The organism is Actinomycetospora lutea (assembly GCF_028737205.1).
Taxonomy (GTDB): Bacteria; Actinomycetota; Actinomycetes; order Mycobacteriales; family Pseudonocardiaceae; genus Actinomycetospora; species Actinomycetospora lutea.
Genome location: NZ_JAQZAL010000017.1, coordinates 1 through 13,750, shown reverse-complemented (window position 1 = coordinate 13,750; position 13,750 = coordinate 1). Strand labels below are relative to the sequence as shown.

Below are 13,750 nucleotides of genomic sequence, written 5' to 3'. Positions count from 1 at the left end.
GCGGCGCCCTCCCCCGGCTCAGGCCCGCCGGCGCCGGGTCATCGACCAGTGGTTCGCCCCCGCCTCGCGGGCGTAGGTGACCTCGTCCACCGCGGCCCGGGCGAGGGCGAGCCCGCGCCCGCGCTCGGCCGAGGGGTCGGGCAACGAGGCGCCGGCCGGGTCCGTCCCCGCGGGCGGCCCGTCGTCGTAGAGGTCGGCCGTCAGGGCCGCCGGATCGGCGGCGAGCACGACGACCAGCCGGACGGGCTCCCGGGCCCCGGCGTGCTCGATCACGTTCGCGACGAGCTCCGCGAGCGCGGTCTCGAACCCGAGGCGGTCGGCCTCGGCGACGTCGGCGACGTCGCCGAGGAGGTCGGCGAGCAGCGCGTGGACCCGCTCGAGGCACTCCGGCGTGGCCGGGACCCGCAGTGTGCGGTGGTGCGCGCCGTCAGCCCTCACCGACGGCCTGCTCGACGGTGCCGTGCGGACGCAGCACCCGATCGAGGTTCGTCAGGGAGAGCACGGTGCGCACCTGCTCCGGGACGGCGGCGATCCGCAGGTCCCCGCCGGCCTGGCGCGCCGTCTTCAGGCCCGCGATGAGGGCGCCGAGCCCCGACGAGTCCATGAACTCCGTGCTGCCGAGGTCCACGACGACCCGCGACCGGCCGCCCTCGACCGTGGTGGCCACCAACTCGCGCATGCGCGGCGCGAGCACCATGTTCAGCCGCCCGTGCGGCCGCAGCACCGCGGTGTCGGGCGCGAGGCCCTCGGTCTCCACGTCGATCACGTGCTCTCCTCCTCACTGGCGTCCGCGTCCGAGCCGCGGAACCGGACGGCCTGGATGACGACGCTGAGCACCACGAGGTCGTAGACCACCCAGGCGACGTTGACGACGGTGCCCTGCACGGTCGGCGCGTAGCCGAGGACCGCCCGCACGATCCCGGCGGCGGCGGCGACGACGAGCAGTCCCATCGCGATCAGCTGCGGCCGGATCAGGCCCCAGGACGGTCCGCCGGTGCGCCGTTCCTTCGACGTGACGACGAAGCCCAGGCTGCGCCCGAAGAGCACGTTGGCGACGGCCGTCGTGGTCGCCCGGATCCACAGCGGGAACAGGGCCAGGCTGTACTGCTGGCCACGCCAGGTCCTGATCCCCCAGCCCACGACGAGGAACAGCAACTGGTTGACCACGAGAAACGGGATCAGGCGGGAGAGGAAGTCGCCACCGAAGCTCTGGACCGGCTTCACTCCGAAGCACAGGTAGATGACCGGCGCCGCGATGTACACGAGGGCCGCGAAACCGGAGAGGTAGCTCCACATGGTCGCGAAGTACATGAGGCGCTGGCCCCAGCTCAGCCCCCGCTGGACCAGCGGGTTCTCGCGCAGCATCACCTGCAGCGTGCCCTGGGCCCACCGCAGCCGTTGGTGCAGCATCGTGCCCAGGTCCTCGGGCGCCAGTCCGGTCGCGAGGATCTCGTGGTGGAACACCGACCGCCACCCGAAGGCGTGCAGGCGCATCGCGGTCGCCATGTCCTCCGTGACCGAGATAGTCGCCATCGGCATCACCGGCTGGGCCTCGTCGCCGCGGTCGACGTCGACCGACCCGACGAGCGCCCGCACCGACTCGATCGCCCCGAGCGGCGACCACTCCCGCGCGCTGAGCTGGTCGAGCACGTCGTCGCCCACCGCCGCGACGTCGAGACCGTGCCGGCCGGTGGGCAGCTCACCGATGACCGCGAGGTCGGCGCGCATCCGCTCGACGTCGGTCGTGACCAGCCCGCGCGCGGCGTCGTCCACCGCGCGCTGGAAGCGGTAGGTGACCTCCGCGACCGGGTGGCCCGCGTCGAGCGCGGCCATCGCGTCGTCGACGGCGGACCGCACGTGGTCGAGCGCGGCCACGGCTTCCGGTCCGGCCGCCAGGGCCTCGTGGCGGGCGCGGCGGAGGAGGTCACGCCCGCTGCGCAGCGCCCGGCGCACGCCGCGCTCCACCTCCCGGACGTAGCCCAGGATGCCCAGCTGCATCAGCGCCTCGCGGCGGACGACCGCATTGGACCCGCAGAAGAACGCCGCGTTCCAGCCGTCCTTGCCCTGCTGGATCGGCCCGTAGAACAGGGGGGCCTGACTGCCCAGGGGGTCGGCCTCCGTGACGTTGGAGAACCACTGCGGGGTCTGCACCAGGGCGACGTCGTGGTCGGAGAAGTAGCCGAGCGTCCGGTCGAGGATCCGCGGCTCCGGGATCTGGTCGGCGTCCAGGATCAGCAGGAACTCGCCCTCGGTGGCGAAGAGCGCGTTGTTGAGGTTGCCGGCCTTCGCGTGGCGGGGCCGGTCGGCCCAGTCCTCGCTGCGGGTGAGGTAGCCGACGCCGAGGGCCTCGGCGGCCTCGCGCATCTCGGGGCGTGCGCCGTCGTCGAGGATCCAGGTGCGGTGCGGGTAACGGATCGCCGCCGCCGCGCGCGCCGTCGTGGTCACGAGGTCGATCGGTTCGTTGTAAGGTGACGTCGTCGCCGAGGTCGTCCCCGCCGGCCAGGGCCTCGACGCGCTCGACCACGTCGCGCGCGGACCGCGAGCCCCGCAGCAGATCCGCGATCTGCTCGAGCCCCGCGAGCGGGTCGCGGAGCAGGTCGAGGACGCCGTCGCTCACGACGACGAACGTGTCACCCGGGCGGAGCTCGACCTCGACCACGTCCCAGCTCTGCTCGGCGAGCACCCCGAGGGGCAGGCCGCCGCCCCGGCTTCCCGTCCACGACCCGTCGGCGCGCAGCACGAGGGCGAGGCCGTGCCCGGCGTCGACGTGGCGCACGACACCGCGCCCGGTGTCGAGGCGGCCGTGGAACAACGTGACCAGCGTGTGGGTGGGGCCGAGATCGGCGTCGAGGGCCGCGGCGGCCGTCGCGACCGTGGCGCCCGGGTCCGGCTCGGTCGCCGCGGACCGCAGGGCCGCCCGCGCGGTGGCCATGAGGATGGCGGCCCCGATGCCCTTGCCCATGACGTCGGCGAGGGTGAACCCGACGGCGCCGGGCTCGGGGTACCAGTCGTAGAAGTCGCCGCCCACCGCACGTGCCGGCCGGCAGCGCGCCGCGAGCTCGTAGCCGGTGGGGTCCGGTGGCGGACCGGGCAGGAGGGACTGCTGGATCTCCGCGGCGCGGTCCAGCTCCTCGGACCGGGCGAGCTCGTCCTGCGCCCAGGCCGCGAGCTCGGCGAGCAGGGCGCGGTCGGCGTCGGAGAAGGGGCGCGGGCGTTCGTCGAGCAGGCACAGCGTGCCCACGGGCTGGTTCCCGGGTGCCTCGATGGGGTGTCCGGCGTAGAAGCGCAGGTGAGGATCACCGGCGACCATCGGGTGCCCGGCGAACCGGTCGTCGGCGCCGAGGTCCTCCAGCACGTACGTGTCGGCCTCGGCGATGGTGGCGTTGCACGGCGAGTGGGTCCGCGGCGCGGCGTCGGCCTCGAAGCCGGCCCGCGCGAGGAACCACTGCGTGTCGCGGTCGAGCATGGTCACCGTCGCCACCGACACGCCGAACAACCGTCGCGCGAGCCGCGTCAGGCGGTCGAGACGCTCGGTCCCCTGCGCCGACGCGCTCACGAGGACGTCCTCGGCCGCGCGGACCCGGCGCTCCTCCCGGTCGGCGTCGACCGCCTCTGTCATGACTCCCTGCCCCCCGACTGCGCGTGCTGTTAGGCCGAACGGCCTACATCAGACCACGGCGGAACGGCCGTGCGCGCCGCCCTGCATGCCGGTCGCTGGCGGAGGAACGGGCGCGTGCGGCACGGTGCGCCGGTGCCCCTGGCCCTCGGACTCCAGGCCGACGCTCCGGACGCTCTCGACGCCTTCGCCGCCGCCACCGGCGTGACGCCGTCGGTCTACGGCTGGTTCGAGGACTGGAGCGGGAACCCGTCGTTCGATACGGCCCGGGCCGATGCGGCCCGCGATCGCGGCGCGCTGCCGCTGCTGACCTGGGAGCCGTGGATCGCCGGACGCGGGCGCGACCAGCCGGAGTACGCCCTCTCCCGGATCGCGGCGGGCGGGCACGACGACCGGGTCGCCGAGGTGGCCGGGGCGATCCGCGACTGGGGTGGGCACCTCGCGCTGCGTTTCCTGCACGAGCTCGACGCCCCGCACTATCCCTGGGGCGCCGGTGTCAACGGGAACACTCCCGGCGACGCGATCGCCGCCTGGCACCGCGTCCGGGCCGTCTTCGACGCCGTCGGCGCACGGCGCGTGACCTGGATCTGGTGCGTGAACGTGCACGCCCCCGGTGGTGCCGGGTACGACGCGCTGTACCCCGGTGACGGGTCGGTGGACTGGGTGGGACTCGACGGCTACAACGGCGGCACGGCCCTGCCCTGGGGCGGCTGGCGCAGTCTGGTCGACGTGTTCGCGGCGTCGCTGACGGACCTCCGACGGGTGTCGGGCCGCCCGCTCGCCATCACCGAGGTCGCCTGTACCGAGCACGGCGGCGACAAGGCCACGTGGGTCCACGACCTGTTCGCCCTGGCGGACGACCACGACGTGCGCGTCCTGGTCTGGTTCGACCACGACAAGGAGACCGACTGGCGCATCGCCTCGTCCCCCGCGGCGGTCGCGGCGGTGCGGCACGCGCTGCGCGCCCCGGGCCGCGTCGGCGCGCCGCCGTGACGCCGCGCACCGCCGTGACGCCGCGCACCGATCGCGTCGAGCCACCGGGTCGTGCACCGCCCAGGACACGGCTCGTGTGGACGCGTCAGGATGTCCCCGTGACGTTCCCGGGCTTCGGCGACGCGGTCGTCGACTTCTACGAGGGTCTCGAGGCCGACAACACCAAGGCGTACTGGACCGACAACAAGGCGATCTACGACGAGCAGGTGCGGGCGCCGATGGTCGCGCTGCTCGCCGACCTCGAGGGCGAGTTCGGCGCGGGCAAGGTGTTCCGCCCCTACCGCGACGTGCGGTTCGCGGCCGACAAGACGCCGTACAAGACGCAGTGCGGGGCCACCGCGGGCCCGCACTACGTCCAGGTCTCCGCCGACGGCGTGATGGTGGCCGGCGGCTACTACCGGATGACCTCGGCGCAGGTCGCCCGCTTCCGGGCGGCGGTGGACGACGACCGCCACGGGCCGGCGCTCGAGGCCATCGTCGACGGCCTGCGCGAGGAGGGCTTCACCATCGGCGGCGAGCAGCTGAAGTCGCGCCCCCGGGGTGTCGACCCCGGACATCCGCGCCTCGCGCTGCTGCGCCACAAGAGCCTCTTCGCCTGGTACGCCTGGCCGCCGTCGGACGAGCTGCACGAGCCCGTGCTCGCCGACCGCGTCGCGGGCACCTGGCGCCGCCTCGCGCCGCTGGGCCGGTGGCTCGACGACCACGTCGGTGTCGATCTCGACGACGCCGCCGAGCGCCCGGGGCGCCGCCGCTGATCCCGCTCCGCGCGACTCAGACCGGGGTCAGCTCGGTGGCCGCGCGGAACGAGCCGTCCATGTGGAAGGGCACCGACTCGTGCTGGTGGACGATCGCCCAGGCACCGTCCCGGCGGCGCAGGGCGTAGGTCGAGCGGAACCACAGGACGAACGGCTCGGGCTCGCCGACCGGGGTGGCGGTCATGCTCGTCAGCCCGTGTGGCCCGGATCGCCGCGGCCGGCGCGCGGTTCGACGAGCCCTCGCCCGCCGAGCGCGAGGCCCGGTTGCCCGCGGTCCTCGAGGTCCTCTACCGGATCTTCACCGAGGCCCACACCGCGACCGCGGGCGAGGACCTGCAGCGACCGGACCTCGGGTCGGAGGCGATCCGGCTCGCGCGGCAGCTGCACGGCGAGTGGCCCGGGCACGGCGAGGTGACCGGGCTGCTCGCGCTCATGCTGCTCACCGACGCCCGCCGGCCCGCGCGCCACCGCGAGGACGGGACGCTCGTCCCGCTCGCCGAGCAGGACCGGGGACGCTGGGACCGGGGCGTGATCACGGAGGGCGTCGGGCTGCTCGAGGGCGTGCTCACGAGCGCCGAGCCCGGTCCGTTCCAGGTCCAGGCCGCCATCGCCGCCGTGCACGACGAGGCCCCCTCGCCCGAGGCGACCGACTGGCCCCAGATCCTGGGCCTGTACGGGGCGCTGGAGGTGCTCGCGCCCTCGCCGATCGTCACCCTCAACCGCGTGGTCGCGCTGGCCATGGTCGAGGGCCCCCGGATCGGCCTGGAGCGCCTGGACGCGCTGGCCCCGCAGCTCGAGGGCCATCACCGTGTCGACGCCGTCCGCGCCCACCTGCTCGAGCGCCTCGGTGAGCGCGACGCCGCCGCGGCGGCCTACCGCCGCGCCGCGCGCCGCACGCTCAGCGGCCCCGAGCAGCGGTACCTGGTCCGACGTGCGGCGGCCCTGTCGGGATGCGCGCCCTGACTCACCATCAGCACGCGCCGGCGCGCCTACCGTGGATCTCGTGGAGACCAGGAGCCGCGCGCCCGTCGGGACGGCCGTCCTGCTGGTCCTCGCGCTGCTCGCCGGCCTCCTGTGGTGGGTGGCCGCCGAGCGCGGTCTCGGCGCCCGCGACCTGTGGGAGGTCGTCGACCCGCCGCCGCCGGAGCCGTGCACCGAGAGCGATCCGACGACGCCGGGCTGCCTGACCCCGACGGCGCTGCGGCTGCACGAGGCGGCCGTCGCCCGCTTCGGCGCCCCGGGCCGCGACGCCCCGGTCCGGTCGATCACCTGCTGGTCCGAGCACACCTGGAACCCCGCGAGCGACCACCCGCACGGGCGCGCCTGCGACTTCTTCCCCGCCCGCTCGGGCGCGTTCCCGCAGGGCGACGACCTCGCCGACGGCTGGGCGGTGGCCCACTGGCTGCGGGCGGAGGCCCGCGAGCTCGACGTCCGCTACGTCATCTGGCAGGGCCGCATCTGGTACCGCGGGGGCGCCGACGCGTCCGACGGCTGGGGCCGGCCGTACCGGGGCGGCGGCGTGTACGACCCGGAGGACGCCACCGGCGGGCACTTCGACCACGTGCACGTCAGCGTCGGGCGCTCATGACGGGATGGGGCCGCTCTCCCAGTCGCGCAGGTTGACCTGGTCGCACTCGAGGGCGAACTCGTCGATCTCCTCGGGCGAGGCGCCGCGGGCGAACCGCTCGGCCAGGCCGCGGAAGTAGTGCTCGCGCGGATACCGGGACGCCGGCGAGCCGGGCACGAAGAGGATGAGGAACCGGGCCTGCTCGTCGCCCACGGCACGGAAGGCGTGCACCCCGTTGACCGGCACGTGGGCGAAGTCGCCGCTGCCCAGCACCTGCCACTCCCGCCCGCTCATCACCGCGAGGCGTCCCGAGATCACCCAGAACGCCTCGGTGAACCCCGTGTGGAAGTGCGGCACGGCGCCCATCCGCCCGGGCTCGGCGGCGCTCTCGAAGAGCCCGTACCCGCCGCCGGTCACGCCGCCGGGCGCGAGGAAGATCGCCGGCCCGGCCTGCTCGGCCTCGGAACGGAAGCGGAAGACGCCCGGGTCGGCGTCGGGGATCTCCGTGGGGAAGCTCACCCGCGCATCCTCACCGCACGTGGGAGGCCACGAAAGGCGGGGTGACGACCTCGCACTCGAGGGTCCTTCCGCGCACGTCGACCGCCACGACGTCGCCCTCGTCGAGGCCCGCGGCGGTGTCGAGCAGGGCGAGCGCGATGCCCGTCCGGAGCGTCGGCGAGAAGGTGCCCGAGGTCGTCTCGCCGACGACCTCGTCGCCGCGCTTCACCGCCATGTGCCCGCGCGGCACCCCGCGCCCGGTGGCCCGCAGGCCCCACGAGCGGCGCCGCGGCCCGGCCTCGCGCTCGGCGAGCAGGGCCTCGCGCCCCCAGAACGCGTCCTTCTTCCAGCCGACCGCGAACCCGCACCGCGCCTGCAGGGGCGTGATGTCCGGGCCCAGGTCCTGGCCGTGCAGCGGGAGCCCGGCCTCGGTGCGCAGCGTGTCGCGCGCGCCGAGCCCGGCGGGCAGGCCGCCCTGCTCCGCCACCACGGCGGCCAGCGCGTCCCACAGCACGCCCGCGCCGTCGGACGGGGCGATGAGCTCGTACCCGCGCTCGCCGGTGTAGCCCGTGCGGCACACGCGCACCGGGCGCCCGTTCCACTCGGCGTCGACGAAGGCCATGTAGTCCAGCGGGTCGGCGTCGGTCAGCAGCCCGACCTCGGCGAGCACCGCCGGCGACGCCGGTCCCTGCGCGGCCAGCACCACGTGCCGGTCGTGCTCGTCGTCGACGGCGATCCCCTCCGGTGCCACCTCGGAAAGCCGCCGCCCGACGCCCGCGGAGTTCGCGGCGTTGGGGACGGCGAAGACCTCGTCGGGCCCGACGAGGTAGAGGATGAGGTCGTCGACGACGCCGCCGTCGTCCGCGCAGCACAGCGTGTACTGCGCCTTACCCGGCTGGATGCGGGAGAGGTCGTTGGTCAGGCAGCGGTCGACGAACGCCGCGGCACCCGGCCCGCTGATGCGGACCTTGCCCAGGTGGCTGACGTCGAACAGGCCGACGGCCTCGCGCGTGGCGGTGTGCTCGGCCACCGTGCCCGAGTACTGCACGGGCATCTCCCAGCCGCCGAAGGGCGCGAAGGAGGCGCCGAGGGCGACGTGGTGGTCGTGCAGCGGACTCCGGCGAGGATCGGTGACGGACACCCGCGGCACGGTAACCGAGCGCGTCCGGTCCTAGCATGTGATCGAGACCGCCGACCCGGGGAGAGACCGCACGTGAGCAGCACCCCCGCCCTCGAGGTGCTCGGCGCCACGCCGGGCGCCGACACCCTCACCGACGCCGACGCGCTCGTCGTCGGCGTCCGTCCCGGCGAGGGCGGTGGGGACCCCGTCGTGGCGGGTGACACGACCGTGCTCGGCGACCTGGCGGGTGAGCTCCCGGCCCTGGTGGCCCTCCTCGGCGGCACCGGCAAGGCCGAGGAGGTCACCCGGGTGCCGACGCGCGGGGCGATCGGCACCCCGCTGGTCCTCGCGGTCGGGCTGGGCAAGGAGCCGGGCGACGCCGCGGGCGAGGCGCCCGACCTCGCCGAGCAGGTCCGCCGCGCCGCCGGCGCCGCCGCGCGCGCCCTGCACGGCAAGGCCGCGCACGTCGTCACCACGCTCTCCACGCTCGACGTGGCCGCGACGGTCGAGGGCGTGCTGCTCGGCGACTACGCCTTCACCGACTACAAGAAGGCCCCGGACACCGCGCCGACCGAGCTCGCGCGCGTCGGGCTGGTCGGCGACGCGGACGACGCCGCCGTCACCCGCGCGGCGACGGTCGCCCGCGCCGTGCGGAACGCCCGCGACCTCGTCAACACCCCGCCCAACGACCTCTACCCCGACGCCTTCGCCCGGCGGGCCCGGGCGCTGGCCGAGGCGGCGGGGGTCTCGGTGGAGATCCTCGACGAGTCCGCGCTGGCCGAGGGCGGCTTCGGCGGCGTCCTGGGCGTCGGCGGCGGGTCCTCGCGGCCGCCGCGGCTGGTCCGCCTGACCTACACCCCGGCATCGGGGGAGCACGCCGACGGGCCGCGGAAGAAGGTCGCGCTCGTCGGCAAGGGGATCACGTTCGACACCGGCGGCATCTCGATCAAGCCGGCCGCGAACATGGACCACATGACCTCGGACATGTCCGGGGCCGCCGGCGTCGTCGCCGCGACCTGCCTGGCCGCCGACCTCGGGCTGGACGTGGAGGTCGTCGCCACCGTGCCGATGGCCGAGAACATGCCGTCGGGCACCGCCTACCGCCCCGGCGACGTGCTGCGGATGTACGGCGGCACGACCGTCGAGGTCCTCAACACCGACGCCGAGGGCCGCCTGGTGCTCGGCGACGCGATCGCGCGCGCCTGCGAGGACTCCCCCGACTACCTGCTCGAGACCTCGACGCTCACCGGCGCCCAGCTCGTCGCGCTCGGGTCGCGCACCCCCGGCGTCATGGGCACCGACGAGTTCCGCGACCGCGTCGCCGGGCACGCGGTGGCCGCGGGCGACGGCGGCTGGGCGATGCCGCTGCCCGAGGAGCTGCGCGGTGACCTCGACTCGCGCGTCGCCGACCTCGCGAACGTCACCAACCACCGCTTCGGCGGGATGCTCGTCGGCGGCATCTTCCTGCGCGAGTTCGTGGCCGACGGCGTGCCGTGGGTGCACCTCGACATCGCCGGACCGGCGTTCAACACCGGCGGCCCGCACGGCTACACCCCCAAGGGCGGCACCGGCGTCCCCGTCCGGACGATCGCGGCCGTGCTGGACGACATCGCGCGGCATGGCTGAGCGGCGCCGACGGGGGACGGGGTGAGGTGGAAGGATGAGGCCGGACATCGCCTCGCCCCGGCCACCACTCCGGATCGAGGGCGCCGCACGCCACACGCCGACGCGGGAGTAGCAGCAGTGAGCGACACGTACGACGTCATCATCCTCGGAGCCGGCTCGGGCGGTTACGCCTGCGCGTTCCGGGCCGCCGAGCTGGGCCTGTCGGTCGCACTGGTCGAGAAGGACAAGGTCGGCGGCACCTGCCTGCACCGCGGCTGCATCCCCACCAAGGCCCTGCTGCACGCCGCCGAGGTGGCCGACTCGGCCCGCGAGGGTGAGCAGTTCGGCGTGAAGAGCTCGCTGTCGGGCATCGACATGAGCGGCGTCAACTCCTACAAGGACAACGTCGTCGCCCGCCTCTACAAGGGGCTGCAGGGCCTGGTGAAGGCCAACAAGGTCACGCTGATCGAGGGCGCGGGCAAGCTCGTCGGCCAGGACACCGTCGAGGTCGACGGCCAGCGCTACCAGGGCCGCAACATCGTCCTGGCCTCCGGCTCGTACTCCAAGACGCTGCCCGGGCTCGAGCTCGGCGGCCGTGTGCTGACCTCCACCGAGGCCATCAACCTCGACTTCGTGCCCGACCGGGTCGTCGTCCTGGGCGGCGGGGTCATCGGTGTCGAGTTCGCCAGCGTGTGGAAGAGCTTCGGCGCCGAGGTCACCATCGTCGAGGCGCTGCCCAACCTGGTGCCCAACGAGGACGAGTTCCTCTCCAAGCAGCTCGAGCGCCAGTTCCGCAAGCGCAAGATCGCGTTCAAGACCGGCACGAAGTTCACCGGCGTCTCGCAGACCTCCGACTCGGTGACGATCTCGCTGGAGACCGGCGAGCAGATCGAGGCCGACCTCCTGCTCGTCGCCGTCGGCCGCGGGCCCAACACCGCCGACCTCGGCTACGAGGAGAACGGCATCACGCTCGACCGCGGGTTCGTCCCGACCACTGACCGGCTGCACACCGGGGTCGGCAACATCTACGCCGTCGGCGACATCGTCCCCGGCCTCCAGCTGGCCCACCGCGGCTTCCAGCAGGGCATCTTCGTCGCCGAGGAGATCGCCGGGCTGCACCCGCCGGTGATCGACGAGAAGGGCATCCCGCGCGTCACCTACTGCGAGCCCGAGGTCGCGTCGGTCGGGCTCACCGAGGCGCAGGCCAAGGAGCTCTACGGCGAGGTCAAGACCATGACCTACGACCTCGCCGGCAACGGCAAGTCGCAGATCCTCAAGACCGCCGGGGCGGTCAAGCTCGTCAAGGGCGGCACCGACGACGACGCCCCCGTCGTCGGCGTGCACATGATCGGCTCGCGGATGGGCGAGCAGGTCGGCGAGGCGCAGCTGATCTACAACTGGGAGGCGCTGCCCGACGACGTCGCCAACCTCGTCCACGCCCACCCCACGCAGAACGAGGCCCTCGGGGAGGCGCACCTCGCGCTCGCCGGCAAGCCGCTGCACAGCCACTCCTGACCCCGAGACACCGAGCGAGGAGTTCGAGCACGATGGCCTACTCCGTCCAGATGCCTGCCCTCGGGGAGAGCGTCACCGAGGGCACCATCACCCGGTGGCTCAAGCAGGAGGGTGACCACGTCGACGTCGACGAGCCCCTGCTCGAGGTCTCCACCGACAAGGTCGACACCGAGATCCCGTCGCCGCAGGCGGGCGTCCTGCAGCGGATCGTGGCGCAGGAGGACGAGACCGTCGAGGTCGGCGGCGAGCTCGCCGTCATCGGCGACGAGGGCGAGGCCGCGGGCGGCGGTGGCGGCCAGTCGGCGCCCCAGCCCGAGGCGGCGGCCGAGCCGGAGCCCGCCCCGTCCCAGCCCGAGCCCCAGGCGGCACCCGAGCCGGAGCAGCCCTCCTCGCCGGAGCCGGCGCCCGCCGCCGCGTCCTCGGCCCCGTCCGGCGGGGGCTCGGGCACGACGGTCGAGATGCCCGCGCTCGGCGAGTCGGTCACCGAGGGCACGGTGACGCGCTGGCTCAAGCAGGTCGGCGACACCGTCGAGGTCGACGAGCCGCTGCTCGAGGTGTCCACCGACAAGGTCGACACCGAGATCCCCTCGCCCGTGGCCGGCACCGTCCTGGAGCTCAAGGCCGGCGAGGACGACACGGTCGAGGTCGGCGGGGCGCTCGCCGTCATCGGCGACGCGTCGCAGGGCTCGGGCGGCGGGTCGGCGGCGCCGGCGCAGGAGCAGCCCGCTCCGTCTCCGGAACCCGCCCAGGCATCGCAGCCCGCCCAGCCGTCGGAGCCCGCCCAGGCGTCGCAGCCGGCCCAGCCCTCACAGCCGGCCCAGCCCTCGCAGCCGGCCGAGCCGGTGGCGGCGTCCGGGGCCGACGACTACGTCTCGCACGAGACCGAGCGCTCGACCACCGCGAGCGGCCCGGCCAACGCCGGCGCGCTCGAGCCCCGCGGCGGGGGCAACGGGACGTCCGCCGCCGCCGACACGGAGGGCTCGGGCACCACCGAGACGGGCTCGCCGTACGTCACGCCCCTGGTCCGCAAGCTCGCCACCGAGCGCGGCGTCGACCTCTCGTCGCTGACGGGCACCGGTGTCGGCGGGCGCATCCGCAAGCAGGACGTCGTCAAGGCGGCCGACGAGCGGGACCAGCAGCAGGCGGCCCCGGCCGGCGACGCCCCGGCCCAGGCCGCGCCCTCGGGCGGCTCGGGCAGCGGCACCGTGCACGGCGGCGAGGTGCAGAAGCCGGCGGCCGCCGCGGCGCGCGGCGCGTCGAGCGCGCCGGCCCCGGACACCTCCGGGCTGCGCGGCACCACGCAGAAGATGTCGCGGCGTCGCCAGACGATCGCCAAGCGCATGGTCGAGTCGTTGCAGGTCTCCGCGCAGCTCACGACCGTCGTCGAGGCCGACGTCACGCGCATCGCCCGCCTGCGCGACCGCGTGAAGGGCGACTTCCAGCGCCGCGAGGGCGTCAAGCTCTCGTTCCTGCCGTTCATGGCGCTGGCCACGGTGGAGGCGCTCAAGGCCCACCCGTCGGTGAACGCCTCGATCGACACCGAGAAGAGCGAGGTCACCTACCACGGCGCCGAACACCTGGGCATCGCCGTGGACTCGCCGGCCGGGCTGATCGTGCCGGTGATCCACGACGCCGGGGACCTCAACCTGGCTGGGCTCGCCCGCAAGATCACCGACGTCGCGGACCGCACGCGCGCCAACAAGATCACCCCGGACGAGCTCGCCGGCGGCACGTTCACGATCACCAACACCGGCTCGCGCGGCGCCCTGATCGACACGCCGATCATCAACCAGCCCCAGGTCGGCATCCTGGGCACGGGCGCCGTCGTCAAGAAGCCGGTCGTGCTCCAGGACGACTCGGGCGGCGACGTCATCGCGGTGCGCTCGATGGCCTACCTGTGCCTGTCGTACGACCACCGGATCGTCGACGGCGCCGACGCCGCCCGCTTCCTCACCACCATGAAGGACCGCCTCGAGGGCGGCGCCTTCGAGGGCGAGCTGGGCATCTAGTACTACAGCCTGAGTTGTAGTCGTCTAGCTCGGGTGCGGTAGTGGCAGGTGCGGGCTCGGGCTTGGTGGCGT

Annotated in this window: 13 protein-coding genes and 1 pseudogene; 7 read left to right on the top strand and 7 right to left on the bottom strand. The window is 74.4% G+C overall.

The genetic code is table 11. The annotated features are described in order from the left end of the window. Positions 1-18: 18 nt before the first annotated feature. The 4 genes and pseudogenes from PHK61_RS18840 to PHK61_RS32100 all read right to left on the bottom strand — a co-directional run. Complete coding sequence (locus PHK61_RS18840; RefSeq protein WP_274282552.1) at positions 19-438, bottom strand: ATP-binding protein; 420 nt, start codon at positions 436-438, stop codon at positions 19-21. Continuing rightward, positions 428-766 carry an STAS domain-containing protein gene (locus PHK61_RS18835; RefSeq protein ID WP_274282551.1) on the bottom strand — a complete coding sequence of 113 codons (339 nt, stop codon included), beginning with the start codon at positions 764-766 and terminating at the stop codon, positions 428-430. Before PHK61_RS18835 ends, PHK61_RS18840 begins: the two co-directional genes overlap by 11 nt. Next, complete coding sequence (locus PHK61_RS18830; protein WP_274282677.1) at positions 763-2,454, bottom strand: glycosyltransferase family 2 protein; 1,692 nt, start codon at positions 2,452-2,454, stop codon at positions 763-765. Before PHK61_RS18830 ends, PHK61_RS18835 begins: the two co-directional genes overlap by 4 nt. A gap of 70 nt (positions 2,455-2,524) precedes the next feature. Then, positions 2,525-3,619 (bottom strand): annotated as a pseudogene (locus tag PHK61_RS32100) (PP2C family protein-serine/threonine phosphatase); the annotation flags it as partial. 132 nt (positions 3,620-3,751) lie between these two features. Between PHK61_RS32100 and PHK61_RS18820 the strand changes: the two are divergent. Together PHK61_RS18820 and PHK61_RS18815 are read left to right on the top strand one after the other, a co-directional pair. After that, on the top strand, positions 3,752-4,609 hold the full coding sequence (locus PHK61_RS18820; protein WP_274282549.1) for a glycoside hydrolase family 26 protein: 858 nt from the start codon (positions 3,752-3,754) through the stop codon (positions 4,607-4,609). 98 nt (positions 4,610-4,707) lie between these two features. Beyond that, positions 4,708-5,364 carry a DUF2461 domain-containing protein gene (locus PHK61_RS18815; RefSeq protein WP_274282548.1) on the top strand — a complete coding sequence of 219 codons (657 nt, stop codon included), beginning with the start codon at positions 4,708-4,710 and terminating at the stop codon, positions 5,362-5,364. A gap of 16 nt (positions 5,365-5,380) precedes the next feature. On the opposite strand, the gene PHK61_RS18810 is transcribed toward PHK61_RS18815, so the two are convergent. Beyond that, the gene (locus PHK61_RS18810) at positions 5,381-5,548 is read right to left on the bottom strand and encodes a nuclear transport factor 2 family protein (RefSeq protein ID WP_274282547.1); all 168 of its coding nucleotides are present in this window, start codon (positions 5,546-5,548) and stop codon (positions 5,381-5,383) included. A gap of 14 nt (positions 5,549-5,562) precedes the next feature. Between PHK61_RS18810 and PHK61_RS18805 the strand changes: the two genes are divergently transcribed. Together PHK61_RS18805 and PHK61_RS18800 are read left to right on the top strand one after the other, a co-directional pair. Further along, complete coding sequence (locus PHK61_RS18805; protein ID WP_337993977.1) at positions 5,563-6,327, top strand: RNA polymerase sigma factor; 765 nt, start codon at positions 5,563-5,565, stop codon at positions 6,325-6,327. Between the two features lie 40 nt (positions 6,328-6,367). Further along, positions 6,368-6,952 (top strand): VldE C-terminal domain-containing protein, encoded by a 585-nt coding sequence (locus PHK61_RS18800; protein WP_274282546.1) that lies wholly within the window; start codon positions 6,368-6,370, stop codon positions 6,950-6,952. On the opposite strand, the gene PHK61_RS18795 is transcribed toward PHK61_RS18800, so the two are convergent. Further along, entirely contained in the window at positions 6,947-7,450 is a 504-nt protein-coding gene (locus tag PHK61_RS18795) for a cupin domain-containing protein (protein WP_274282545.1), read from the bottom strand. The two genes, PHK61_RS18800 and PHK61_RS18795, sit on opposite strands and share 6 nt — an antisense overlap. A 10-nt stretch (positions 7,451-7,460) precedes the next feature. Further along, on the bottom strand, positions 7,461-8,570 hold the full coding sequence (gcvT, locus tag PHK61_RS18790; protein ID WP_274282544.1) for a glycine cleavage system aminomethyltransferase GcvT: 1,110 nt from the start codon (positions 8,568-8,570) through the stop codon (positions 7,461-7,463). A gap of 72 nt (positions 8,571-8,642) precedes the next feature. Here gcvT and PHK61_RS18785 point away from each other — a divergent pair, with 72 nt between their 5' ends. The 3 genes from PHK61_RS18785 (at position 8,643) to sucB (ending at position 13,678) form a co-directional block, all read left to right on the top strand. Further along, complete coding sequence (locus PHK61_RS18785; protein WP_274282543.1) at positions 8,643-10,175, top strand: leucyl aminopeptidase; 1,533 nt, start codon at positions 8,643-8,645, stop codon at positions 10,173-10,175. A gap of 117 nt (positions 10,176-10,292) precedes the next feature. After that, positions 10,293-11,669, top strand: a complete 1,377-nt coding sequence (lpdA, locus tag PHK61_RS18780) for a dihydrolipoyl dehydrogenase (RefSeq protein ID WP_274282542.1) — start codon at positions 10,293-10,295, stop codon at positions 11,667-11,669. Between the two features lie 32 nt (positions 11,670-11,701). Then, positions 11,702-13,678 carry a 2-oxoglutarate dehydrogenase, E2 component, dihydrolipoamide succinyltransferase gene (gene sucB, locus PHK61_RS18775; protein ID WP_274282541.1) on the top strand — a complete coding sequence of 659 codons (1,977 nt, stop codon included), beginning with the start codon at positions 11,702-11,704 and terminating at the stop codon, positions 13,676-13,678. Positions 13,679-13,750 lie beyond the last annotated feature (72 nt).

Coding starts and splice junctions, on each gene's coding strand:
- PHK61_RS18810 (WP_274282547.1), bottom strand. CDS start 5,548: ATGACCGCCACCCCGGTCGGCGAGCCCGAGCCGTTCGTCCTGTGGTTC.
- sucB (WP_274282541.1), top strand. CDS start 11,702: ATGGCCTACTCCGTCCAGATGCCTGCCCTCGGGGAGAGCGTCACCGAG.